Consider the following 26,870-nt stretch of genomic DNA (forward strand, 5'->3'; position numbering starts at 1 on the left):
AGTTGGCAAAATTGGAAGCTGACAAAGTGAATGATGTGTCCGCTTGACACTTGAATTAGTAAATATTGGCGGTGCACAATGATTTTGCATTATAATATTTACCAGTGCCAGCGTGGGGTGCAATTTGGAGCAACGAGAAATATTAAAACAAGTGCGTGAATGAGCAATATAACAAAGTGCTGCTTTTCGTGAAGAGCTTGCCCCTCATTGAAAAAATGTAATAAACAAAAAACAAATATTTCAGGCGTATCTTCTCACGATTTTATAAAAAAGCTTCTTCTTTTATGAGATTCCTCACCTCAGTTTTAATCTTCCTCTGCCTTAGAGAGTTAAGTGCATAACACTTCAGTAATTGGAACTTAAGAACTTCAATCGTTAATAGTCTCTTTCATAAAATAAACCCACACTAGAATTTTTTTCATTTCCTATGGCGCCTTTAGCTTTGAGATTGCGTGAAATGTCTAAATTAATTGTCCCTTTCGTCTTTCCATCCGACCCTGCTTCAAAGCCTAAATAAATGTTATTGTGTATATAACGTCCAACGCGTAAACCCGTATTACCTTTTTCATCAACGATAACATCAAGATCATCAAGACCAATTTTAGCCCGTAGAGCATTCAATAAAGATGTATTAGAAGCTCCTGCAAGATCAGCTGCCGCTGCCGCAAGCTGAGCAATCTGAAATGGTGATAACTCATTAAGAGAGCGATTAAAAATCAAACGTGCCAAGATCTCATCCTGTGGTAAATTCGGTTGTGAAGAAAAATTAATATCAAGATTATCAATCGTTCCACTTATAGTTACCGTAACGCGAATATCACCACTATTATTGTTGGTGACAAAATAAACCGTAGGATTAAGATTACCGCTAAAACTTGCTTGTCCTTGGTCAAAATTAAGATGCTGTGAAAGAATATCAAAACGTCCACGAATCATCCTAAACTCACCAACTGGTTGCACATCATTCAGTGGTCCTGCTAAGTTAATGCGCCCTCCTAGTTCAGTATCTAACCCTCGTCCACGTACAAAAAACTGATTGTGTGCCGTAATACGCATATCTGATAACATAACAGATGAAGATTCTTGAGAGATATTACGAGTTTTGGTAGTTATCTTAACGTCAGCACGTTCAAGCGTTTTTTGAATCGATTTAGTTAAATTCTTATTCTTAATATTAAGAAATTTTGCGTTTCGAAAATGATCCGGAACAAGAACTTCAGCTTTTTCAACGATGACATCACCACCAATAACAAGGTTGCCTAAAAAATGGCCCGTCATTGTCATCTTGCCGGACAACGTTGCAAGAATCATCGAACCATCATTATAATTTGCGTGATCAAGATTAAACACCAAATCTGTCTCTCCATCATGAGAGATACGGCCTGAAGCAGAAATTGATCCCCCCTCAGATGAAGAAGCTGAAGCTTTTTCTATAAGAATATGATCCCCATTCGATTTGCCTTCAATTGTTATATTGTTCAACCCTACATTTGTTTTTGAATCAAAAAAACTACCATCAACTATAGAAAGATCCCCTACCAACTGTGGCTTCAATAATTCACCATTAAGAGTTGCATCAATTCTGACTGTACCCGTTACATGCGCACCACGCTTAGCTAATAATAGATCAACAAAAGCAAGAGGCATTGTTCCTTTAACATTCAATCTGGCCTCTGAACCATTGAAAGAAACAGGCCCATTTATAGAGAGATCTAATCCTTTATCTCCAGTTGCTATTATATTCTCAATATGAAAAGTTGATTTTTTGTAAGAACCACGGGTATTCATATTAATCGACATAGGTCCTTTATGCGTCATAGCAGTCAAGTTTTGACTAGAAAGTTCAAAATGAGCAGATGGATCTTTCATTGTTCCACCAATATCAACCTTGCCTACAATTGTTCCTCCAAGCGCTTGTCCTTCAATAAAACTATTAACCAAACGCGCAGGAAAATCTTGCAAATTAACATGGAGATCAAGCGTATTTTTATCTAAAGATATACGACCTTGTGCTTGTGCTTGTACCCCTTCTCCCATTAAATTTGCATTCAAAATAAGGTTTTGTTCTACTGTTTTACCTGTAGCAGCAAGCACAAATGGCATTACTTTTTTATCTTGGAGAGCATGAGTTGTTAGCCCCTCACCTTTTATATCATAGGTCACATCAGGTTTTTTAAAAGGACCTCGAATTATAACCTGCCCTGTTAAAGTACCAGCTGCTCCAAGATTGGATTTCCATAAATTGGCTAAAGCAGCAGGAAGCGCATTCATTGTGAGGTGCAGATTAAGGGTATCTTGCACATTTCCTGCAAGTATAACTTTGCCTCCATTAATTGCGATTCCTAATTCATTTATTGTCATTCCATCTTTATCAAAAACAATCGTAGCCGATTTAGGCAATGTCGCATGAAGATTGTGTTGTTTAACATCTATGGTTTCAATCTGCATTTCTCGTTTTATACCTTCTGGAAATCTCGCTGTAACCATGCGGCCAGAAAGTCGTGCGTTTATATCATTAGGCAACATCGCTTTAACATTAAAAACTGTTTGCCCATCGTTGCCATTAGCATAAGCATTTAAACGATTAACCATCATAAAAGGCGTTTGAATATGGTCTGCATTGATAAAGCCTTCAAACTGAGCCATACCCAAAGGGTCAAATACATCTGCTTTGACTTCCAACTTTTTAATTTTATTCTTTGCAAAGCTTAAACGGTCAACATGCGTCTTTAGATTGGCTTTTTGCCTGCCATTTTGTTCGTCAAAAATAAAATCTCCTTTTACCTTTCCACTACCCTCCTGCAAAAATAATGCAGCAAGCACTGAAATATCATCAGCGTCAATATGCAAAGCTCCTTTCACAAAACCTCCAAGTTTTTGAGAAAGGTCACCGGTTATTTTTGCACTTCCCCCTCTAATATTGATATCTTCAAGTTTTCGAATTTGATTAGAATCCTTAAAAGAAGCAGATAAATGCAATGGTTTCTCAGAAAAAGTTCCTTCTCCCTTTATAGAACCCGTTAAAGAAGCACTCGGAGATGTATTATCCATCAAAGTTTTTATAGTAAGTGTTGTGTTCTTTAGTTTTTTCCCCACTAAAAATGCTTCAGAAACATGGGCATTTGTATTAAATTTTATAAGGTTATTACGCCCTCTAGCAGTACTTTGGACTGTGAGTGCACCGTTCATTCTCGAATCCAATTTGGCTAAATCAGATATTTGAGCATAGAAATCCATTTTAGCGCTCTCACTTGAAAAATATCCATCAGCTTTTATGTTTGCGTATTGACTTTTCAAATCTAAACGACGCAAAATCAAACTCGCCGTGTCGTAAGCAGCACCACCTGAAAGAATAAAATTTCCTTTGAAAAAACGATCAAAAGGCTCCACACCTATTTTCATATTGTCAGCCATCCCTGATAATTCAAGATCAAAAACGCCGTCAATTAAACCGATAGTTCCTTTGGCTTTAATATCTGTACTACCAGAGAGTGATTGTCTACTTAGTAAACTAAAAGGAGCTAGTGTTTGGGCTTTTAAACCAAGGTCACCTTTAAAAACAAAACGATTCATTTTTCCTTTTAACCAAGCAGAAAACCCCTGACCCGTAACACTAAAATCATGAATCAAAACTGGCTTTTTAGAAACAACATCCGTATCTAAATGCACGTGAACTGTTTGTCCTAGACCTTCTCCCAATATGCTCTTACTTTTTTCAATCCCTTGAAGCGTTCCCTTAATTTGAATACCGACATGACGAGAAGCTGCATTATCAAGATTTTCGCTCACTCCCCCCATATCAAAAATCGCATCACGAATACGAATATTTTTATTGCTCAACTGATGTACAACAAGCCGACCATTCCAAGATTGTTGCCCTTCACGGCCATAATCAATATTTAAAGCAAGATTATCCGCACGCATTGGCATTTCTGACGCTGATAAATGAGTAGCATCATTTTCCTTATCAAGAGCCATTTTGCCATCAATAAAAAGCCGCCGCAAAAATCCATCTGTTGTTATTTCAGCATTAGCCAAAATATTCATTGTTTTACTCTGAATCACCATATGATCAAGGTGCTTCACACCTTCTTTTGTCATTCTCGCCTCTGCTTTCAACGTCATATCAGATTCAAAGAGGCTACGATATTGTGGAGGTATTAAAGGACCGAGTGTTCCTACCAATTTAGTAGAAAAACTGTGCCCTTCTGCAACACTTGCAAGAATAACATTGCCATCCAAAACAGGATGGTGATCGGCTTTTAAAAAAAGGCTGACAACTAAATCATCGAAAGTACCATCACCTCTTATGGAAAGATTTAATGCAGGACGCTTTTCAATGTTAAAAATATTCGCCAAAATGCCATTTTGTGATTCATCAGCAGAAATATCAATTTTAGCTGTACGATTGCTATCCGATATCTTCGTTAGAATAGACAAAGATCCCGGTGCATCTAAACGATGAGCTGCTATATCGACATCAAAATCACCATTAGCTAAGGTTAGATTCCCTTTTAAGGACACATCAGCAGAAAAACCCAAGAGCTCCTGTTCAAATATTACGTGTTTAGCCGTAAGCGTGTCTATAGAAATGGCAAGTGGCAATTTTGGTAAAGAAAACTTCCCCGCCTCAAGAGAAGCGATAAGAGAATAATTGTCATGTGGTTTGCGTAAAAACGTAATCCGTTCTGCTGAAAGCTGGTTAATATCCATGCGTCCCCTCAGTAACGCTAGGCGGTTCCAGTCCATTTTAGCATTGGTAATTTTAAGCCAAACACCTTTTTTATCACTCACAGTAATAGCATCAATTGACGTTTGAGAAAATAATGTCCCTCGCATATTATATAAACGAACTTGGCGATTGGGCGCTGAAAGTCTGCGTTCAATCAAAGAGACAAACCATGAGCGATCATCCACTGTTGCTTCGCTAGAGGATGAATTGTCTTTCTGGGCAAAAACAAAAGCGCTCACCAAAAAAAATGAAAGACCAAATAAGAAAGCCGATAAACGCACATTTTTTTTCATTAAAACGCTTGCCCTATACCCACATAAAAACCAATACGAGGATCACCTTTTTCTCGCTTAAGAGGAAAAGCTAAATCAATACGTAAAGGACCAAGACCTGTCATATAGCGACCTCCAATACCAGCTCCCCATTTTATTTTTTGAGAAAAATCAACAAACGCTTTTTCACCTACGAACCCTCCATCAAGAAAGCTTACAACCCCTATCTTATCGTTTAAAGAAAAACGTAACTCTGCTGACCCCTCAACAAGCGCCCGCCCCCCGACAACAGCATCATTTTCTGTTTTGATACCAATATTGCGATAAGCATAACCACGAACAGATCCACCACCACCAGCAAAAAAAAGCGTATCTGAAGGTATTTGTGCTTTATCACTTCCAAGAATTTTACCAAGCTTTGCCCGCGCTGCAAAAATAAAACGATCCCTTTTACCCAACGCCCAATAAGAACGACCTTCCACAGTCATTTTTGCTACAAAATTGTTAGAGCGTATTTCATAAAAAGGTTCAACATTCACTTCACCATACAAGCCTTTGGTCGCATTAAGTTTATTATTACGACTATCGTAAATCAAACTATTGGGTAACCCAATTGTTGTGAAATGACGGTTCCCAAAATAGACATCGTGTGAATAACCATGAGAAGCTTCTACAGCAACCTGTCCTGATAAATTACTATTAAAGATATGCGTTATACCAAACTTTCCTTTGATGGCTTTTGTCGTGTAATTGTCTAAGACATCTTGCTGTATTTTTAGTTCTGTTCTAAAGTCCGTATCAGGAGTGAATATACCAGGCTTTATAAATGTGCTGCCGAAAAGATAATCAAAATTTTTCAGATTATACGATTCCTTCTTGTTACTACCAATACCGCTTATTTTTGTCTCAACTTTAAGGCGTTCTGCATGACCAAAAAGATTGTTATGCATCCAATAAGCTTCAAAACCAGCACCATCTAATGTTGAATAGCTACCGCCTGCACCGAAACGTCGTGGTTTACGTTCTTCTAAAACAAGCATAAGCGGTAAACTCCCATCAGGGTTAATTGTATCAGCCTCACGTATATTCACAGCACGAAAAATATTAAGTCTTGCAAGTCTTTCATTCGCTTTGGCTAATGCATCAGAATCATATTTTTGGCCTACCTTCAATCCTGTCATCCATGCAATATAGGCTAAATCTACGCTTGGCTTCTTACTAACATTACGCACAGTTAAAGGGCCGTAATAAGCTTCTTGTCCAGGATCAACAGCAATCTGCGCATCAATGAGACGTGATGCATGATCAGCAACAACTTCACTTTTCATAACTTTAGCTTTAGCATAACCCTGTCGACGCCATCCTTCAATTGCCCATCTTTCTGCTTTCAGAATGGTTTCAGATTTGGCAACAGCCCCAACCTGATAACCCAATTCTGCAATTGTGGGCATTCTATTGGTTTTATATTTTACGAATGGGGCAACTTTATCGATACCTGCAACACTAAAAATATATTGTGGACCGGCATCAATGGTAATAACAATATTAGATTGTGCTGGAAGTTGAGTCACCGGGCTTAAATCAGCAGCTTCTAAGCCATTAATCTTAATACTAATAACACCGCCATAGCGTCCATCAGCATAAAGAGCAGAAAGAATTGCCTGATAATCTGAACGCGCTTTAGCCAACAAGCCAGAAGAACTGAATGCTTTATCTTGATCAACGACGAGAGAAGATACAGCCTTAACTATTTTAACGCCTTCTGATGGAGCACCTGGTGATGTAACGACATCAACTTTATAAAACTTCTCCGTACCACTGACATGAGAAGAGGAATTTTTTTTCTTTTGACCAAAAAGAGGAATACCGAAAAGTTCAAATGCTGCAACCGGTTGCGGAAACGCACAGACGAAGGATAGACCTATAAATACTCTGCGCATGGTTCCTGATTTAAAAAAAACTCCCGTCTGATATACCATCAAATCAGATACCTTCAATATACTTTACATCACTTTGTACTATAAATAACATCGAACAAGAAAGATAAACATACCTACTCTGGATATTTCATACGTTTGATCACAGCAAATAACATTCTTTTCTTACGATGCATAACGTCTCCTCCCCTTATATTCACAAAATCTTGCACTGCTGTGCAACATAAACAGCCTCGCTCCTTTTTTCCTACCATATTCATTTAGCTCATTATAAATGTTTTATTTAACCACATATAATAATGGTTAAATTTGTACAAATTACTCTCTATGGTTGCGCTATAAAAACCTGCACCCCTATATAGATCTCTCACTCAAAAAAACCATAGAGACACTTCTTGATTTTTATGTGTAGATATGATTGTCTTCCCTAAGTAAAAAGGGGGGAGCAAATTGATGATCGCACGTGTCACAACTGTTGCTTTTCGTGGTCTAGAAGCAGTGCCTGTTGATGTACAGGTTATGATTTCCCCCGGTAAAATAGGAATGGCTATTGTCGGATTAGCTGATAAAGCAATCGCAGAAAGTCGTGAACGCGTACAAGCAGCTCTCCATGCTTGTGGGCTTTCTATGCCTAATAAACGGGTTACGATTAATCTTGCGCCAGCTGATCTACCTAAAGAGGGATCGCACTATGACTTACCAATCGCTGTAGGCTTAATGCTTGCTATGGGACTTCTTCCTCCTGAGGTCGCGCAAGATTACATTATTTTAGGCGAATTATCACTGGATGGCTCTATCACCGCCGTTAACGGCGTTTTACCAGCTGCAATGACAGCTTTATCACGCGATAAAGGGCTTATTTGTCCCCATTCATGCGGACCTGAAGCAGCATGGGCAAATGCAGAGATGAATATTCTCGCTCCCGAGACTCTTCTCACCATGGTCAATCATTTTAAAGGAATCCAAATTCAAAAACGTCCACAACCGCGCCAATATACTATACAAACTGAGCTTCCAGACCTTTGCGAAATTAAAGGACAGAAAACCGCCAAACGGGCATTAGAAGTTTGTGCAGCTGGACGACATAATCTTTTGTTTGTAGGTCCTCCTGGCGCCGGAAAATCTATGTTAGCCCAACGCTTACCTTCCATTTTGCCACCTCTTGATAGCCGTGAGCTTTTAGACGTTTCTCTAATTGCTTCCATCACAGGAGACACAGTCCATAATACCATTTCACTTCACTGCCCCTTTCGTGCTCCGCATCATTCTGCTTCTATGGCAGCAATGATCGGTGGTGGACTTAAAGGACGACCAGGAGAAGTTTCACTCGCACATAATGGCGTTTTATTCCTTGATGAATTACCTGAATTTTCTCCACAAGTCCTCGATTCTCTTCGTCAACCTTTAGAGAGTGGAGAATGTGTTATCGCCCGTGCAAACCACCATATCAGCTATCCTGCCCGCATTCAACTCATTGCCGCAATGAACCCTTGTCGATGCGGTATGGCAGGCGAAAAAGACTATGTTTGCGCAAAAGGAATACGCTGTCAAATCGATTATCAATCCCGCATTTCTGGACCTCTTCTCGACCGAATTGATTTACGAATCGATGTTCCTGCTTTAACAGCTATGGATCTTATGCAATCAGAACAATCAGAAAAAAGCTGCGATGTTGCAAAACGAGTCGCGCGGTGTCGTGCGATTCAAGTCAAACGTTTTGTTAAACTGGGACTTGATCATATTCGTACCAACGGTGATTGCCCTGCTAAAATCATTGAAGAAATTGCTATTCCTGACCAAAACGCAGCTAAACTCTTACGGGATGTGAGTGAAAAGATGCACCTTTCTGCACGTGCCTATCACCGCATTCTCAAAGTTGCACGCACCATTGCTGATCTCGACGAAGCAGACCATCTTTCACGCCATCATCTCGCAGAGGCTATTTCCTACCGACTGGGCACCGAAAGACTAACAGCCCTCACTTAAGGAAAGTATTCATCGATAAAAACTAACAGGAAAATAACGCAGATAAAGCTCTGAGAGCTTGCCATCATCTTCTAGGGATTTCAGAGCATAATTGAGTATATCAACCAATTTTTCGTTCTTTTTTGCAACAGCAAGACGCATTCCTTGCCCCAATAACTGTGGAGCCATATACGCCCCTCCAACAAAATGGCAGCAATTGATGGATCTTGCATCATTTAACCATAAAGATAAAGCAAATCCATCATCAAAAATAAGATCAATTTTATGATCCTGTAGCGCTTTATAGAGCTCTTCCCTATTGTTAAATCCCTGTCCTTTGGCTTCAGGAAAATAAATCTGGAACAGCTTTTCATGGGCGCTGTTGAATAAAAATCCACTGTTTAAATGTGCTAGTCTATTGCTGATTGGTGCATCAAGATTGACAAGCCGAGAAGCAACAAATCGAGCCGGAAATCGTAAATAAGACTTTGTAAAAACAAGATCTTGATGTGTTTTGATTGTTTCTTTTAAACCAGCGATAATCACTTCTGCTCCACCATTTTTTACATGGTCCACAAGCTCTTCCCAAGGAACAACTTCTACCTCACAAAATTTTTCAAGGCCTAATTTCGAGCAAATAGCACGCAATAAATCAATATTATAACCTGCAAGATATCCTGTTTTGTCAAGAAAGTTAAAGGGAGGAAAATCAAAAGTTGTTACAAAACGCAAACGGATTATATCCGTTGTATCAGGTTGTACAAAATGTTCATGCGAATCAAAAAAAGAAGGCAGTTCTCCAACCGTTTCAGCTTCTACAAAAGAGGAAAATAAAAATCCCCATGCTACAAATAACGCTCCAATAAGAGTATCAAATATATTCTTGGGAAGAAAATGCTGTAAGTGCAATTGAAGGTGTTTTGCATATATAGGTTTCTGTATGTTCAAAATCTTCACCCCATTTTGCAAAGTTAAAATGCAACTCTCCTCGGATATAATATCTAACGCACTTAACTGAAATATCTGCTATTTTAATGAATGAAAATTCTTAGTATTTTGTAAAACAGTTAAAAAACTTAACAGTTTCCATATATTTCCAGAATATATTGATAATGTTAAAATTTTAGCGCAAACTTAATCCAAATTTATTCATAAAAGTACAAAGGTCGATTAAGTTAGCTTGACAGATAATTTTATTCATTACCACAAAGGGAAGAGATAACATTTCACTTTTTGCATGAATCGTTACATTCAAATAACTGAGTTCTCTCTCAAAATATTAATACCTCGTAGAAGATAAAATTTATAAGACTTGTTATTTGTATTTTTACCTCAAAATACAACGCCGCAATGCACATTGTTTATGTATGCAAGAATCATTCTCTCTAATTATGTGCTGACAGATGTTGAATATAGATCCGATATACGGTAAATATTTAATTGGTTATTCCATAAATAACTAGCCAAAACATTAAGCTCAGAAAAAGCTGATGAAATATCGCAAATCGAATACAGAAATGGATTAACTTATGAGTGATGAAATCACCTCACCGACACAGAGTGATGAGTACGGTGCCGCTTCCATCAAAGTTCTCAAAGGTCTTGATGCTGTACGAAAACGTCCTGGCATGTATATTGGTGATACCGATGATGGTTCAGGATTGCATCATATGGTCTATGAGGTCGTGGACAATGCTATCGATGAAGCTTTAGCCGGTCATGCTACTCTTGTAAATGTCACACTTCATGCTGATGGTTCTTGTTCTGTTCGTGATAATGGTCGCGGAATTCCAACAGATATCCATCCAACAGAGGGTATTTCAGCAGCTGAAGTGATCATGACCCAGCTTCATGCAGGTGGAAAATTTGATCAAAATTCTTATAAAGTTTCAGGTGGATTACACGGTGTTGGTGTTTCTGTTGTTAATGCACTGTCCGTTTGGTTGCGGATGCAAATCAGGCGCAATGGCAAAATTCATGAAATGTCTTTTACGCATGGAGTTGCCGACTCTCCACTAAAAATTGTTGGTGATTGCGATGCAGAAAGTGGAACAGAAATCAGATTTTTGCCAAGCTCTGAAACCTTTACTATGGTTGAATTTGATTTTGAAACTTTGGAACGTCGTTTGCGGGAACTCGCTTTTTTAAATTCTGGCATACATATTCTTCTTGTTGACGAACGTCATGCTGACATTCAATCCGTTGAATTGCATTATGACGGTGGATTAATTGAATTTGTCAAGTACATTGACCAAACAAAAAAACCGCTGCTTGACACTCCTATTTACATTACAAGTGAAAAGGATGGAATGAGCGTTGATGTTGCCCTATGGTGGAATGATTCCTACCATGAGAAAGTTTTGTGTTTTACAAATAATATTCCTCAGCGTGATGGTGGAACCCATTTAATAGGTTTTCGTAGCGCTTTAACGCGTCAAATTAATGGTTATGCTGAATCTTCAGGCATTGCAAAAAAAGAAAAAGTTAACTTAACTGGTGATGACTGCCGTGAAGGACTCACAGCTATTCTTTCTGTCAAAGTTCCAGATCCCAAATTTTCTTCACAGACAAAGGATAAATTGGTTTCTTCTGAAGTGCGCCCTATTGTTGAAAATTTGGTGAATGAAGGTCTTTCAGCATGGCTGGAAGAGCATCCTAATGAAGCGAAGCTTATCATCAGTAAAGTGGTAGAAGCTGCAACAGCACGTGAAGCAGCACGCAAAGCACGTGAACTTACAAGACGAAAAGGAGCTCTTGATATCACTTCTCTGCCGGGAAAACTTGCCGATTGCCAAGAACGCGATCCAGCGAAATCTGAAATCTTTATTGTCGAGGGAGATTCGGCTGGAGGTTCAGCAAAAAGTGGACGTTCACGTCAAAATCAAGCAATTTTGCCCTTACGTGGTAAAATTCTTAATGTAGAACGGGCACGTTTTGACCGAATGCTCTCATCTGATATGATCGGGACACTCATTACCGCTCTTGGTACCTCCATCGGTAAAGATGAATTTTCACCAGATAAATTGCGTTATCATAAAATCATCATTATGACAGATGCGGATGTTGATGGTGCACATATCCGTACCCTCCTTCTCACCTTCTTTTTTAGACAAATGCCGGAATTGATTGAGCGTGGACATCTTTATATTGCTCAACCCCCTCTTTATAAAGTATCGCGAGGAAAATCCTCTCAATATATTAAAAATGAAGCAGCATTCGAAGAATTTTTAATTGATACTGGATTGGAAGAAGCAAAGTTAGAATTGTCAACAGGCGAGATTTGTGCTGGTGTTGATTTGCGCAAACTTGCTGAAGATGCTCGCGTGTTCCGCCAACTTTTAAATGGTCTTCATACACGCTATGATCGCACAATTGTTGAACAAGCTGCCATTGCCGGAGTTTTTAATCCTGAAGCCCTTTCAACACCAGAAAAAGCCCAAAAAACAGCAGATAAAGTGGCAAGCCGTCTTGATTTAATTGCTGATGATATGGAACGTGGTTGGACTGGTTATAATGCATCAAATGGGGGTTTATGTTTTGAACGCATTTTACGTGGAGTTAAAGAGATTATTACCCTTGATGCGGGACTTATTAATTCAGCGGATGCACGTCAAATTGATCGCGTCTCCCAAAATTTCATAGAAGTTTATAATCTTCCACCTCTCTTACATCGTAAAGATACGTCAGAGCGCATTTTTGGACCGGTTAGCCTTTTAGAGAGTATTTTTACAAATGGTAAAAAAGGCATTACTCTCCAGCGTTATAAAGGCCTTGGAGAAATGAATGCTGAACAACTTTGGGAAACAACCCTTGATCCTGATGGTCGCTCTCTTTTACAAGTTAAAATCAATGATGCAACCGATGCCGATTCACTCTTTTCCCGTTTAATGGGGGATGAAGTTGAACCTCGGCGAGCTTTTATTCAAGACAATGCTTTAAGCGTTGCTAATCTTGATATCTAAAGGTAGTCTTTCGTTTCTGGCTGTATAAACGTCACAGTTTTATATATTGTTTTTTCGTATTTGAACATTTCCTCTATACTTCACTTCATTTACGATAAAAGAAAAATAAGGAAGGTCATGTATATGACAGCTGAAACAGAACGCTTAGGAGCCAAAGGTGGTATGGAGCACTCTTTTGGCTTTACAAGAGTTGATGCAGCACAAAAACAATCTATGGTTGATGGTGTGTTTCACTCTGTTGCTGAGAACTATGATAAGATGAATGATATCTTATCATTAGGGCTACACCGTGTGTGGAAAAATTCTATGGTTGCATGGCTCTCTCCACCTGCAATTTCCAATTGGAAGGTTCTTGATGTCGCTGGCGGTACTGGTGATATCGCTTTTCGAATTCTTAATGGTTCACGCCAAAAAGCCCATGTTACAGTGCTTGATATTAACAGCTCAATGCTCAGTATCGGCAAAAAGCGCGCACAAAAAAATGGCCTCACCTCTCTGATTGATTTTGTTGAAGCCAACGCAGAACATCTGCCTTTTGAAGATCAAAGTTTTGACGCTTACACTATTGCCTTTGGAATTCGCAACGTGCCTCACATTGATAAAGCCCTTAGAGAAGCTTTTCGTGTTTTAAAACCGAGTGGGCGTTTCTTATGTTTAGAATTTTCAAATGTCGAGATGCCTCTAGTCGATAAAATTTATGACCTTTGGTCTTTCCATGCTATCCCTAAGCTTGGTCAATTCATTGCAAATGATGGCGATGCTTATCGTTATTTGGTTGAATCTATTCGTAAATTTCCTAAGCAAGATGATTTTGCCCATATGATAAATCGTGCAGGATTTTCGCGAGTATCCTACCGTAATCTCACGGGTGCAATCGCAGCATTGCACTCAGGTTGGAAAATTTAAAAATGGTGCAAATTTCCACTTACTTTCAATTAATACGTGCAGGATGGGTTTTAGCACGTGAAGGCGTCTTAAGTGCTTTACCTCACGATGATCTTAGAGGATTTCCAGCATTATGTCATCATATAGCAAATATGATAGCGCGCCGAAAAACAAAAAAAAAGCGACGATCTGAAAATATTTCCTATGCCATCAATAAGCTCGGCCCCTCTTACATAAAACTTGGCCAATTTCTTGCTACCAGACCCGACATTGTTGGACGTAATATTGCGGAAGATTTGGCGCAGCTACAAGATCGTGTCCAAACATTTTCTTGCACTGCTGCCATTGCACAAATTGAAAGTTCACTTGGTCGATCTCTTGATGATTTATTTGTAAATTTTTATCCACCCATCGCTGCCGCTTCTATTGCCCAAGTCCATCCAGCTGAATACAATGATGGAACCGGCCATAAAAAAAAATGTGCTGTTAAAGTCATCCGTCCCAATATCAGAACACGTTTTGCTAAAGACCTTAGAGGCTTCTATCTCATTGCCCATTTACAAGAGCGTTATATACCAGCTTCTCGAAGGCTACGCCCTGTTTGTGTGGTCGATACTTTGGCACAAACCACACGTATTGAAATGGATTTACGGTTAGAAGCAGCCGCCATATCAGAAATGGCTGAAAATATTCAACATGACGTAGGATTTCGGGTTCCACAAATTGACTGGGAACGAACAGGACGCAACGTTTTAACAATGGAATGGATTGATGGTATAAGAATATCCGAGATTTCTGCCCTCAAAGAGGCTGGTTTTAATTTGAAAACACTCGCAACTACGCTCATTCAATCTTTCCTTCGTCATACATTGCGTGATGGTTTTTTTCATGCTGATATGCATCCTGGTAATTTATTTGTAGACCCCAAAGGGTGTATTGTTGCTGTCGATTTGGGAATTACAGGACGACTTGGCAAAAAAGAAAAGCATTTCCTTGCTGAAATTCTTTACGGCTTTATTACGCGCGATTACCATCGGGTGGCACGTGCTCATTTTGAAGCAGGATATGTACCTTCGCACCACAATATTGAAAGCTTTGCTCAAGCCAATCGTGCCATTGGTGAACCAATTCACGGGCAATCAGCGCAAAGCATTTCCATGGCTAAGTTGCTTACCTTATTGTTTGAAGTCACTGAATTGTTTGATATGCAAACACGACCTGAACTTTTACTATTACAAAAAACTATGGTTGTCGTTGAAGGTGTAGCCCGTACATTGGATCCTCATTTTAACATGTGGAAAGCTTCTGAACCCATTGTCAGAGAATGGATTGGCAAAAATTTAGGACCCGTGGGACTGGCAAAAGATTTTAGTGAAGGAGCGCAATCACTCCTTTCGCTAGCACGCAAAACACCGCAATTGATACAAAATTTCCAACGCATAGAAGAGGATCTCGACAATATAAGAAAAACAGGGTTTAATCTTTCTCCTACTACCCTTAAACAACTTGCTATTGAACAAAGCCGCACCAACCGTTATGGCCGTTATAGTCTATTTATCATTGCGCTTTGTTGTGTTTGTCTTACTTTTTACCTTTTTCATCTTCTCTAATCTGCTTAATATGCTAAAAAATACCGATATGAAATCATTGCAATCAATTCACTTCTTGGATGTATTTTATGGCTAGCATTACCATTCGTAATCTTTCACCTGAAGTCAAAGAATCTTTGCGTATACGTGCCGCAAAAAATGGTGTCTCTATGGAAGAGGAAGCCCGTCGCCTTTTAAGTAATCCTTCCATTCCAACAACATGCCCCTCTCAAATAAGCGCTGTTGAATTGCAATCATTGCAATCAAAATCTCTTCTCCTTATTATTGGCGGTAGTATTGCAGCCTATAAAACGCTTGATTTGATTCGCCGTTTACAAGAACGTGGAGCACGCTTGAACATTATTATGACAAAAGCAGCACAAAAATTCATTACCCCTTTAGCAGCTGAAGCTTTGAGCGGTTATACTGTGTATAGTGATTTGTTTTCACGCGAAGAAGAACATGATATTGGACATATACGATTAGCACGTAATGCTGACCTTATTATTTTAGCGCCCGCTACAGCCAATCGCATTGCAAAAATAGCCAACGGCATAGGAGATGATCTGGCTAATTGTGTGCTTTTAGCAGCACAATGCCCACTCTTGATTGCACCAGCCATGAATCCCACGATGTGGACACATCCAGCAACGGTTCGCAATGTTGCACAACTGCGCACAGATGGCGTTCATATAGTCGGACCAGAAATTGGAAAAATGGCTGAACGCGATGAAACAGGCTGTGGACGCATGAGTGAACCCTTAACCATTGTAGCCGCAGTAGAAACTCTTTTGGGTGTGCAAGAAAGGCCACTTGCTGGTCGCCATTTCATTGTTACTTCTGGCCCTACCCATGAACCGATTGATCCCGTGCGTTACCTTGCTAATCGCTCTTCAGGCAAACAAGGTCATGCTATTGCGATAGCTCTTACACATTTGGGCGCCAAAGTGACGCTTATTTGTGGACCGGTTAATCTTGCCGATCCACAAGGGGTCAAAACCATTCATGTTGAAACAGCGCATCAAATGTTACAAACTGTTCAGGATGCTTTGCCTGCCGATGGCGCAGTTTTTGTTGCTGCCGTTTGCGACTGGCGCAGCCAAACGCAATCTTCACACAAGATCAAAAAACATGCTCATCAAGCACCACCATCCTTGCAGATGGTTGAAAATCCTGATATTTTGGCAACAATTAGCCATGCTTCAAACCGTCCCCCACTTGTGATTGGCTTTGCTGCTGAAACCTGTGACATCATTGCTAATGCGCAAAAAAAATGTATCGAAAAAAGAGCAGATTTTATTCTTGCCAATGATATCTCTCTTCAAGCTGATGGCATAAGCGTTATGGGTGCTGATACAAATCAAGTTTATCTCGTTAGTAAAGAAAATGTTGAACAGTGGCCGCACATGAGTAAACAACAAGTAGCGCAAAAATTAGCAAGGGTTATTGTGTCATTTTTCAACCCCCATACCCCTATTCATCAATGAACAAACGTAACCTTATTTCAAATAAGAATTTTTCAAACATCAAACCATCAAATACTTAAAAAGTGCAACACAAAACAAAAATGAAACTCACTTACCACATCACATAAAAGTATTTGTACGTATGATTCTCACTGAGAGAACGGCCAACTTCGCAATCTCTTTCTCTCGCAAGAGATGAAAATCCTTATGTATTTCAGTTTATTTGTAAAATAGCTAGATTAGTTTCTTTTACCGCAACCCGTGTATGCTATTCATTTTATGAGCTTTGCAGAAAAATCCTATCGTGGTTTTCTACAATGCTAACCTCTTCCCAGCTCTAAAGGACGAAGATTCCTAGCCACTACCAATCTGTTATTAGGTTGGGTTTTCTCAGGTAGTTTCTGCTTACGACCACTTATGTGATTGGCTTCATAAATTCTATGTATAACTCCCAATCTGAATATTTTATGCTACTTTTATACTTAGTTAGTACAAAAATTGAACTCAAGAATAAATAATATTGCGTTTTAAAATATACATGAATGCGCCTTATCACCATACTGAAAGAAAATGTTCTCCAGCATTTGCTTTACGATACTAGAGGTAAAAAATACCATCTTTTGACAGTTTCTCCTTAATCAACAAAATTATACGATTTATAAAATAAGTGCATATGTAAAGTACTTTCCAATCTATCTCTTGTTTTCACTTTTTTTCTTACTTACTTAGTTGTTATGATTTTTACTGCTGCTTATCGCGCCCTACAACGTCTTCTTACCCCACAATATCGAACTATGGTATTGAAAGCTTTTGGAATTACTGTTGTTGTGCTCATTATTCTATGGCTTTGTGTGCACCAACTGTTTGTATCTTACTTTTGGCCTTGGATTGCTCATTTTTTTCCTGGTTTACCAAGTTGGGCAGGATGGTTGGGATTGGGCATGATTATCATTTTTAATCTTGGCTTGGCTTTGCTGATGGCTTTTTTTATTGCCCCAATCACAGCTATGATTGGTGGTTTTTTTATTGATTCTGCTGCTGAAATTATTGAAAAAGAAGATTATCCAAACGAACCTATTGGACATGCTCTATCGTTTGGGCATTCTCTCATTCTCTCCTTTAAATTTGTTATTTTAAGCCTTTTCGGTAATGGCATCGCTTTTCTTTTGTTTTTTGTGCCAGGTATCAATTTGGTCGCCTTTTATATTATTAATGGCTACTTGCTTGGCCGTGAATACTTTGTGTTTGCTGCTTACCGTTTTCGATCCGAACAAGAAGCGCACGCATTTTTACACACCCATTACACAACGGTTTTTGGTGCAGGATTGTTAATAGCGCTTTTTGTTTCGATTCCTATTCTTAATTTAGCAACGCCGCTTTTCGCAGCCGCCTTTATGACACACTTACACAAGATGCTTTCCCTAAAAACCGCCGCATGCATCACACAAAAATAATAGTACTTACTTAAAACCCAAAAAAGCTCATGAGCAAAAAGAAGTACTGAACTTGCTTTACGCTTTTAAAGGCCGCTTCCATTCTTCTCATCAGAGAAACTCCTTGAAAAAAAAATTTCTCTGGTGCTGGAATTTTGCTAGTATAAATATTATTATACCCTTTTGTTTTTATGGGTTATTATAGCCTTATTGATATTTTATTATAAGGTTTCTTTGCTTCAAGGGACTTGGGTTAATGATTAATCGGATGGTCGTTTTCATCAGAAGCAAATCAGGAGTTCGCAAACCAGCAGAGAAAGTAGATTTTGATATCAAAGCAAACAAACAAATAATGTAAGTTATAAATCTGTTGAGAGGCTTTTTATAAGGAATACTCTTTATGCAGATAATTGCCCGTGAAATTGGAATAAAAAATTAAAAGACAATAGAGTTAGAACTATACGTATACTGGTAAAAGTATTAAATAGATTTGTTTATTCAGACGGCAAAACGAGTCTGACTACTTAAGTCTTATATTTTTCAAATCATGCAAAAAGTGCATAATGTTTAAAGAGAGGCTACAAAGATGAACTGGATTACAAATTATGTTCGTCCTAAAATTAACTCTATATTGGGGCGCCGTGAAATTCCAGATAATCTATGGATTAAAGATCCCATCAGTGGTGAAATGGTCTTCCATAAAGATTTAGAAGTGAATCAATATGTGGTTCCTACTTCTGGCTATCATATGCGCATCAGCGCTAAAAATCGTCTCATGCATTTTTTTGATGATGGCGTTTATACGCCTCTTGAAAATCCAAAAGTTGTAACAGATCCTTTAAAGTTTCGCGATGAAAAACGCTATATTGACCGGTTAAAAGATTATCGTTCTAAACTTGGTGTTGATGACAATATTTTAAGTGCACGAGGAACCATAGAGGGTTTACCGATTATAGCTACCGTTCAAGACTTTGCCTTTATGGGTGGCTCTCTTGGTATGGCTTCAGGAGAAGCTATCATAAAAGCTTTTGATACCGCCATTGCTGAAAAACGCCCTTTAGTTCTTTTTGCTGCTTCTGGCGGTGCACGCATGCAAGAAGGAACACTTTCATTGATGCAAATGCCTCGTACAACCGTAGCTATCGAAATGATGAAGGAAGCAAAACTCCCCTATATTGTGGTTCTTACCAATCCAACCACCGGTGGTGTTACTGCTTCTTATGCCATGCTTGGTGATATTCACATTGCCGAACCCGGTGCTATGATTGGTTTTGCGGGACCACGTGTCATTCAACAAACCATACGTGAAACCTTACCAGAAGGTTTTCAAAGCAGTGAATATCTGCTCGAACATGGCATGGTTGATATGGTTGTATCGCGCTTAAAAATGAAAGCGACCATTGCACGCCTTCTACGCTTGATGATGAAATATCCTGCCACTGTTAACCCTTCCAATCCATCGCCAACAAATTCTCAAACATCGGTTTCTACAACAAAAGCAGCTTAAGTGTATGGAAAAAAGCCAAGTGCAAAGGGTGGTAGATGATTTACTGAAAAACTATCCAAAAAAGTTTGATCTTTCTTTAGAACGTATTCTTCACCTTTTAGAACGTCTTGGCAATCCACATTTAAAGCTTGCGCCTGTTATTCACATTGCTGGCACAAATGGAAAAGGATCTGCTTCAGCTATTTGTCGCGCTCTTTTGGAAAGCGCAGGCTACCGCGTTCATGTCTATAGTTCACCTCATTTGGTGAACTGGAATGAACGCTGTCGGCTAGGTCAAATAGGAGGCGGACAATTTGTCACAGAGAACAAATTGGCTGAAACAATTCATGAAATCATAAAAGTGAATCGTGACAAACCGATTACTGTTTTTGAAATTTTTACAGCAGCTGCCTTTATGTTATTTAGCACACATCCAGCTGATGTAGTGATTCTAGAAGTTGGATTAGGAGGACGTTTTGATGCTACAAATGTAATTAACAAGCCAGCCGTATCCCTTATTATGCCCATTGACTATGATCATGAGACTTTTCTTGGAAACACAATTGCACAAATTGCTTTTCAAAAAGGGGGAATTATCAAACCAGCTGTTCCAGTGGTTATCGGTAAGCAAGACCATGATGAAACCTTTTCACTTTTAACAACCCTTGCGGATAAAAATAAAGCACCTTATTCCCTGTTTGATCAAGATTATCAAAGCTATACAGAATATGGGCATATGGTCTTTCAAAATAGTCAAGGTCTTATGGATCTTCCACTTCCTAACCTTATTGGAGATCACCAAATTGCTAATGCCGGAGCCTCTCTTGAAGCAGTTTATCAAGCAGGTTTTCAACTTTCAGAACAATCAATAAATCATGCTTTGCAAAATATTTACTGGCCAGCACGGATGCAACATCTTACCCATGGAAACTTGGTTGATCAACTGTCTCCTAGTATTGATTTATGGTTAGATGGTGGTCATAATCCCGCTGCTGGAAAAGTTGTTGCGGCAGAGTTTAGTCAATGGAGAAAAAAATCAAACCGTCCTCTCATTATGATTGCTGGTATGCTCAATACTAAAGATGCTGTCGGTTATTTCCGTCCTCTAGCAAAACTCGTAGATAAAGTCTATACGATCCCGTTAACTGACAACAACGCTAGTATTTGTCCAACGATTTTAGCTGAATCCGCACGGAAAGTAGGACTCTTTGCTACCCCACAAGATCATCTACAAGATGCCTTACATAAAATTAACTCAGAGCATAAAGATGCAATTGTCCTTATTGGTGGTTCCCTTTACCTTGCAGGCGATATTTTACGTGACAACAAAACACCACCATGTTAGGAATTGATTATTCATAGAGCTTTGAAAGATTGACCTTTTAATCATGCAACTTGATTTTGCACTTTATCAACATCCTAAACTTATTACTGTTTTCGGCGGCTCTGGCTTTGTAGGGCGGTATGTTGTTGAAACTTTAACCAAGCGGGGTTATCGTGTTCGCATTGCTGTTCGTCGTCCACAAAAAGCTTATTACATGCTCCAAATAGGAGAAGTGGGACAAACCCAAATGCTTAAAACTGATATCAAGCATCGGGCCTCTGTTGCACGTGCATTGCTTGGAGCAGATGGTGCAGTGTTTCTTCCTGGTAGCTTAGCGCAAGCAAATCAGTCAAACTTTCAAAAAGCACAAATTGATGGTACACAAAATGTTTCTGAATTAACAGCAGAAGCCGGTATTCCACTTATTTACATGTCAGCACTTGTAGCCGATCAACATGCTTCATGCCTTTATGCACGCATCAAATTTGCGGGTGAACAAATCGTTCAAAATAAGTATCCTCAAGCGATTATTATGCGCCCATCCGTTATCTTTGGACCAGAGGATTGTTTCTTTAACACCTTAGCAGACTTATCACGTTTTTTACCAATCATGCCCCTTTTTGGTGGTGGACAAAGTAAATTGCAACCCGTGTATGTAGGTGACATCGCGGAATTTGTTGTACGCGCTTTAGAAGAACATGTTACCTTTGGAAAAATCTATGATCTTGGTGGCCCACAAATTATGACATTCCAAAATGTCCTTGAAAATATATTTAAAATTATTCACCGCAAAAAGACAACTCTACCCATACCTCTTTCTGCCGGTCTGTTGATTGGAAGTTTTTTGGGAATTATCGGTAAATTACCTTTAGTGCCAACATTGTTAACTGCCGATCAAATACGTTTCCTACAATTAGATAATGTTGTCTCTCAAGCAGCAATAGAAAACGGACAAACTTTAGAGGGAGCAGGAATTGTTCCCAGAGCAATGGCTGCACTCTTGCCTAGTTATCTCTGGCGGTTTCGTCCACATGGCCAATTTTCCAAAAATTTTCCAGCGTAGCGTATATGCCTATAATTATTTAATGTATTGATTTATAATGATAATTCGTTGTTTTCCATAGTGGAATATACACACCGAAGAGAGTTAATATTTTCTCATTTTGAGCCATTACATTTTGAATCATAAAAAACGCTTACTTGTACATCACAAGAGAAAGCGGCGTGTGGATAAAAATTATCTCAGAAAAGACTAAATATACGTGCTATAAAACCACCTTAATGCAAGAGCAGACGCAACATAGGAAGTCAAAAAATATAAAATGGTTATAGCTCGTTATTTTACAAGCATAAGTAAGGAAGGTGATACCCAATGAATTTTGTATTCTACCACTATAGGTAGTACTAAAAATAGAATCAGAGGCAATGAGATATGTCTTTTTAAAATAAATACGTGAATGAGCAACACAACGACATGCTATTCTTCGTGAGTGTATATATTTTTTACATCTGAATTAATTTCTTACTCCACAAAAGAAAGTATAGCTACATTGAAAAAATTAATATGTCTCTCTTTCTTTTCAAAATACCAAATCTCGTAGCTGTTTTCTTTGTTACCTTATCCTCTTCACAGTTTAAAAATGAACGAATGTCGATAAAACTTTGTTCACTTAAGAAGACCTTGCAAGCGCTTTTTGTAGCCTGCTGATAACATCATTGCACAATGGGTAAAGCATGTTTATTGTACAAAATTTATGGAAACTTAAAAAAATTTCTAAGTAAAGAAACCTTTCTATTCACTTCACTTGCATTTTTTTTTAATTTCTCCTACCGTTTTGCAAAAACTGATTTTAAAGGAATAAAAAATGGCAACTCCAAATTATGTTGTCAAAGATATCGCGCTTGCTGCCTATGGGCGTAAAGAACTTGATATTGCTGAAACTGAAATGCCTGGTTTAATGGCTTGCCGTGAAGAGTTTTCTTCTAGCCAACCTTTGCGCGGAGCACGTATTTCTGGTTCATTGCACATGACAATTCAAACAGCTGTTTTGATTGAGACATTGAAAATGATCGGTGCCGATGTACGCTGGAGTTCTAGCAATATTTTTTCCACGCAAGACCATGCAGCAGCGGCTATTGCAGCCACAGGTACTCCTGTTTTCGCGGTTAAAGGTGAAACACTTGAAGAATATTGGACTTATATAGATGCAATTTTCCAGTGGCCCGATGGCAAACCCTCCAATCTTATCTTAGATGATGGATCTGATGCTACAAACTATATTTTGATGGGAGGCCGTGCAGAAGAAAATAAAGATATTCTATCTCACCCCAAAACAGAAGAAGAGGGGATTTTTTTCAAACAAATCCAAAAACGTATGGATGCTACACCAGGATTTTTCATACGCCAGCGTGCAGCAATCAAAGGTGTAAGCGAAGAAACTACAACGGGTGTACAACGCCTTTATCAATTGCAAAAGGAAGGGCTTTTGCCTTTCCCAGCTATTAACGTCAATGATAGTGTCACTAAATCAAAATTTGATAATAAATATGGATGTAAAGAATCACTAGTAGACGGTATCCGACGCGCAACAGACGTTATGATAGCTGGTAAGACTGCTATTGTCTGTGGTTATGGTGATGTGGGTAAAGGTTCAGCAGCTTCTCTTTCAGGTGCTGGAGCCCGCGTCAAAGTAACAGAAATTGATCCGATCTGTGCCCTTCAAGCAGCTATGGATGGCTATGAAGTTGTTAACTTAGATGATGCTGCCTCCAGTGCTGATATTATCATCACAACAACGGGCAATAAAGATATTGTCCGATTAGACCATATGCGACAAGTTAAAGATATGTGCATCCTTGGAAACATTGGCCATTTTGATAACGAAATCCAAGTAGCAGCCCTTAGAAATTTACCATGGACGAATATTAAGCCACAAGTTGATATGATCACCTTTCCTGATGGGAAACGTATCATTTTGCTCTCTGAAGGGCGTTTACTTAACCTCGGTAATGCTACCGGACACCCTTCTTTTGTCATGTCTGCCTCATTTACCAATCAAGTTCTAGCGCAAATTGAACTCTTTACCCAATCAGAACACTATAAAAATGAAGTAGCTGTTTTGCCAAAGCTCCTTGATGAGAAAGTTGCGCGTCTTCACCTTGATCGGTTAGGAATAAAATTAAGCGTTTTATCAGAAGAACAAGCCGCTTATATTGGAGTTACACCACAAGGACCCTATAAACCAAATCATTACCGTTATTAAAACGTTTCCCTCAGTTAAAAGAAAAAAGGAAAACGCATCGTGCTCAACTTTGGTGATGCTACCCCCAAAGAAAAAGCTCAAAAAATGATCCGAATCTGTACTCATCTCTTTTGCCTTTTTTTCATTTTTTCTCCAACATGCGCTATTGCTCTGTCATTGGAAATGCATCTACCACCTACCTTCACTTTACCAGATGCTCCATGGCTTCTTTTAGCGCTCTGCGGAGGAATTTCTTGTGCCTCACTTCTTATGTGTATGGCAGTTATTATGCGCGTAAAAAAAGCTTCACAAAAACCTTTGAAAGTAATTCAAGCAGATTTTTCTGAAAAACTTCGATATTATGAGTGGCTTTTGGAAGAAACAGGACAATCCCTTCTTATTTGGGAAAATCCAACGGATTCACCCCGTGTAGTTGGTAATATTCCCGTATTACAAAAAGCAGGAATTCATCAGAAAGACTTTCAGTATTTTAACCTATGGCTTGAAGAAAATTCAAGCCGAGAACTTGACTACGCATTAACGCAATTGCGTTACAATTCTCACCCTTTTGAACTTTCCATCACCACCACAAACAATATGCTGTTACAAGTTACAGGGGTAATCGCCGGCACAGCAGCCATTGCACGCTTTCAAGACATTTCAACACAACAGAGCGAAAATGCTCGTTTACAGAAAGATATCGCTACAATTCTCACCGAACTGAGAATGCAGCGCAATCTTCTTGATCGTATTCAAGAACCTGTATGGATAAGAGATTGTGAGGGGAAAGTTTGTTTTATCAATCGCGCCTTTAAAGAAATGACAGGCTTTAGAGAAAATAACAATGAAGTCATTGATCTTTTTAATGAAAAAACACAACCCAAAACAGATGAAATAGAAACGATTTTTCAAGAGCACGTTCATACAGTCATTGATGGAGAACGGCACTGTTTTTACCTCACACGGATTACAACAGAAGAAGGAATGGCAGCTTTTGCCCGTGATGACAGCGCATATGAAAACCTTGCCAATGAACTGAGGCACGTTCTTCAAAGCCATTGTGAAACACTTGATCAAATCTCAACAGCTGTAGCCATTTTTGATACAAACCAAAAATTAAAATTCTGCAATCAGGCTTTTAAAATTTTATGGTCGTTGGAGAGTTCTTTTCTAGAAAGTAAACCAAGCCATACATTGCTTCTTGAACACTTGCGTGAAAAAGGACTCCTTGCGGAAAATCCCGATTGGCGCGCGTGGAAAGAAGAACTTTTTAAAGCCTATCGGCAAACAGAATCGAATCAACAAATATGGAATCTTCCTGATGGGCGCACGGTACGTGTTATTTCCAGCCCCCATCCACAAGGAGGTGTCACTTGGCTTTACGAAAATCTCACAGAAAAAATTGATCTTGAACGACGCTATAATACACTTATTAAAATACAAGGCGAAACGCTTGATAAACTTTCAGAAGGAGTGGTAGTTTTTGGCACTGACGGGCGTCTTCGTTTATCGAATCCAGCTCTGTCTAAATTATGGTCTCTTCCCTATAATTTATTGGTAGAAGGTACCCATATCACACAGCTACAAGGCCATTGTTCAGCTCTGTGCACGGGGACTGAATGGAATCAGTTTGCCAAATTTATTACAGGTTTTGCTGAAAAGCGTGACACATATTCAGGTCGTATGGATCTCAAAAACGAAATGATTATTGACTACACATTGGTCCCGCTCCCCAATGGGCAAACGATGCTCACTTTCGTTAATGTTACGGACACCGTCCATGTTGCGCGTGCTCTTCAAGAAAAAAATGAAGCCTTGGAAAGTGCTGATCGTTTGCGTAATGAATTTGTCCAACATGTTTCCTATGAATTGCGCACACCTCTCACCAATATTATAGGATTTTCTGATATTTTACGTGATCAAATTTTTGGCTCTATCAATGAACGTCAAAAGGAATATCTTGGGCACATCCATTCAGAATCAGACGCTCTTTTGAATATTGTTAATGATATTCTTGACCTTGCAACCCTTGATGCGGGTATCATGGAGCTAGACATACAGTCAGTTAATATTGCCGATGCTATGATACACGCAGTAGCGCGCGTGGAAGAGCGCCTTAATGGACGCCATATTACACTTCTACAGCAAATTTCTCCCTCCTTAAATGTTATTTCTGCTGATGCAACACGTTTGCACCAAATCTTTGTTAATGTTCTGAGTAACGCGATTAATTTCGCAGCAGAAGCAAGCACGATTGAATTTTGTGTCGATGAGCAAGATGACAACATCGTCTTTAGTGTACACAATGAGGGATCTGATATTCCAGAAGATATTCTTGATCGCATTTTTAAACGTTTTTCTTCTCATTCACATCATGGTGGACGTGCAGGAGCAGGTCTTGGACTTTCCCTTGTAAAAAACTTTGTTGAACTCCATGGTGGTCACGTTGAAATTCTTACCGGTACAGGACAAGGAACAACGGTTAAATGTTTTTTTCCAGTTCCCAAAGGAGATAAAGTTTTTTAATCTAGCCCTTTATCGTTACACAATTTTTTCTCATTCATTTTACGGAACTTG

The 26,870-nt window shown here is 39.0% G+C and carries 14 protein-coding genes; 11 read left to right on the top strand and 3 right to left on the bottom strand.

Features of this window, described 5'->3' with window-relative positions; genetic code table 11:
- Positions 1-375: 375 nt before the first annotated feature.
- Positions 376-5,025, bottom strand: coding sequence for a translocation/assembly module TamB domain-containing protein (locus LBE40_RS07135; RefSeq protein ID WP_004858149.1), 4,650 nt, complete (start codon positions 5,023-5,025; stop codon positions 376-378).
- Positions 5,025-6,983: an autotransporter assembly complex protein TamA gene (locus LBE40_RS07140; RefSeq protein ID WP_004858148.1), complete on the bottom strand. Its 1,959-nt coding sequence runs from the start codon at positions 6,981-6,983 to the stop codon at positions 5,025-5,027. The genes LBE40_RS07135 and LBE40_RS07140 overlap by 1 nt, the downstream gene beginning before the upstream one ends.
- Before the next feature lie 411 nt (positions 6,984-7,394).
- Here LBE40_RS07140 and LBE40_RS07145 point away from each other — a divergent pair, with 411 nt between their 5' ends.
- A complete protein-coding gene (locus LBE40_RS07145; RefSeq protein ID WP_004858144.1) occupies positions 7,395-8,927 on the top strand; it encodes a YifB family Mg chelatase-like AAA ATPase in 1,533 nt (510 codons plus the stop codon).
- 9 nt (positions 8,928-8,936) lie between these two features.
- Here LBE40_RS07145 and LBE40_RS07150 read toward each other — a convergent pair whose 3' ends face one another.
- Complete coding sequence (locus LBE40_RS07150) at positions 8,937-9,854, bottom strand: transporter substrate-binding domain-containing protein (RefSeq protein ID WP_420868170.1); 918 nt, start codon at positions 9,852-9,854, stop codon at positions 8,937-8,939.
- A 581-nt stretch (positions 9,855-10,435) separates the two neighbouring features.
- Between LBE40_RS07150 and gyrB the strand changes: the two genes are divergently transcribed.
- From gyrB to LBE40_RS07200, 10 genes are all read left to right on the top strand, one after another.
- Complete coding sequence (gene gyrB / locus LBE40_RS07155) at positions 10,436-12,868, top strand: DNA topoisomerase (ATP-hydrolyzing) subunit B (protein WP_004858141.1); 2,433 nt, start codon at positions 10,436-10,438, stop codon at positions 12,866-12,868.
- Between the two features lie 123 nt (positions 12,869-12,991).
- Positions 12,992-13,774: a bifunctional demethylmenaquinone methyltransferase/2-methoxy-6-polyprenyl-1,4-benzoquinol methylase UbiE gene (gene ubiE / locus LBE40_RS07160; RefSeq protein WP_040296803.1), complete on the top strand. Its 783-nt coding sequence runs from the start codon at positions 12,992-12,994 to the stop codon at positions 13,772-13,774.
- Positions 13,775-13,776: 2 nt separating this feature from the next.
- Positions 13,777-15,363: a 2-polyprenylphenol 6-hydroxylase gene (gene ubiB / locus LBE40_RS07165; RefSeq protein ID WP_004858137.1), complete on the top strand. Its 1,587-nt coding sequence runs from the start codon at positions 13,777-13,779 to the stop codon at positions 15,361-15,363.
- Positions 15,364-15,431: 68 nt separating this feature from the next.
- Complete coding sequence (gene coaBC / locus LBE40_RS07170) at positions 15,432-16,829, top strand: bifunctional phosphopantothenoylcysteine decarboxylase/phosphopantothenate--cysteine ligase CoaBC (RefSeq protein WP_004858135.1); 1,398 nt, start codon at positions 15,432-15,434, stop codon at positions 16,827-16,829.
- A gap of 713 nt (positions 16,830-17,542) precedes the next feature.
- Positions 17,543-18,262 carry a sulfate transporter family protein gene (locus LBE40_RS07175; protein WP_004858133.1) on the top strand — a complete coding sequence of 240 codons (720 nt, stop codon included), beginning with the start codon at positions 17,543-17,545 and terminating at the stop codon, positions 18,260-18,262.
- Positions 18,263-18,827: 565 nt separating this feature from the next.
- Positions 18,828-19,748, top strand: a complete 921-nt coding sequence (gene accD, locus LBE40_RS07180; RefSeq protein WP_004858131.1) for an acetyl-CoA carboxylase, carboxyltransferase subunit beta — start codon at positions 18,828-18,830, stop codon at positions 19,746-19,748.
- 4 nt (positions 19,749-19,752) lie between these two features.
- Positions 19,753-21,072, top strand: coding sequence for a bifunctional folylpolyglutamate synthase/dihydrofolate synthase (locus LBE40_RS07185; protein ID WP_004858129.1), 1,320 nt, complete (start codon positions 19,753-19,755; stop codon positions 21,070-21,072).
- Positions 21,073-21,115: 43 nt separating this feature from the next.
- Positions 21,116-22,114, top strand: a complete 999-nt coding sequence (locus LBE40_RS07190; RefSeq protein ID WP_004858128.1) for a complex I NDUFA9 subunit family protein — start codon at positions 21,116-21,118, stop codon at positions 22,112-22,114.
- A gap of 802 nt (positions 22,115-22,916) precedes the next feature.
- Complete coding sequence (gene ahcY, locus LBE40_RS07195) at positions 22,917-24,314, top strand: adenosylhomocysteinase (protein ID WP_004858126.1); 1,398 nt, start codon at positions 22,917-22,919, stop codon at positions 24,312-24,314.
- A gap of 39 nt (positions 24,315-24,353) precedes the next feature.
- Positions 24,354-26,819: a sensor histidine kinase gene (locus tag LBE40_RS07200; RefSeq protein ID WP_004858124.1), complete on the top strand. Its 2,466-nt coding sequence runs from the start codon at positions 24,354-24,356 to the stop codon at positions 26,817-26,819.
- Positions 26,820-26,870 lie beyond the last annotated feature (51 nt).

Origin of the sequence: Bartonella taylorii, assembly GCF_023920105.1 — a bacterium.
GTDB classification, from domain to species: Bacteria; Pseudomonadota; Alphaproteobacteria; order Rhizobiales; family Rhizobiaceae; genus Bartonella; species Bartonella taylorii.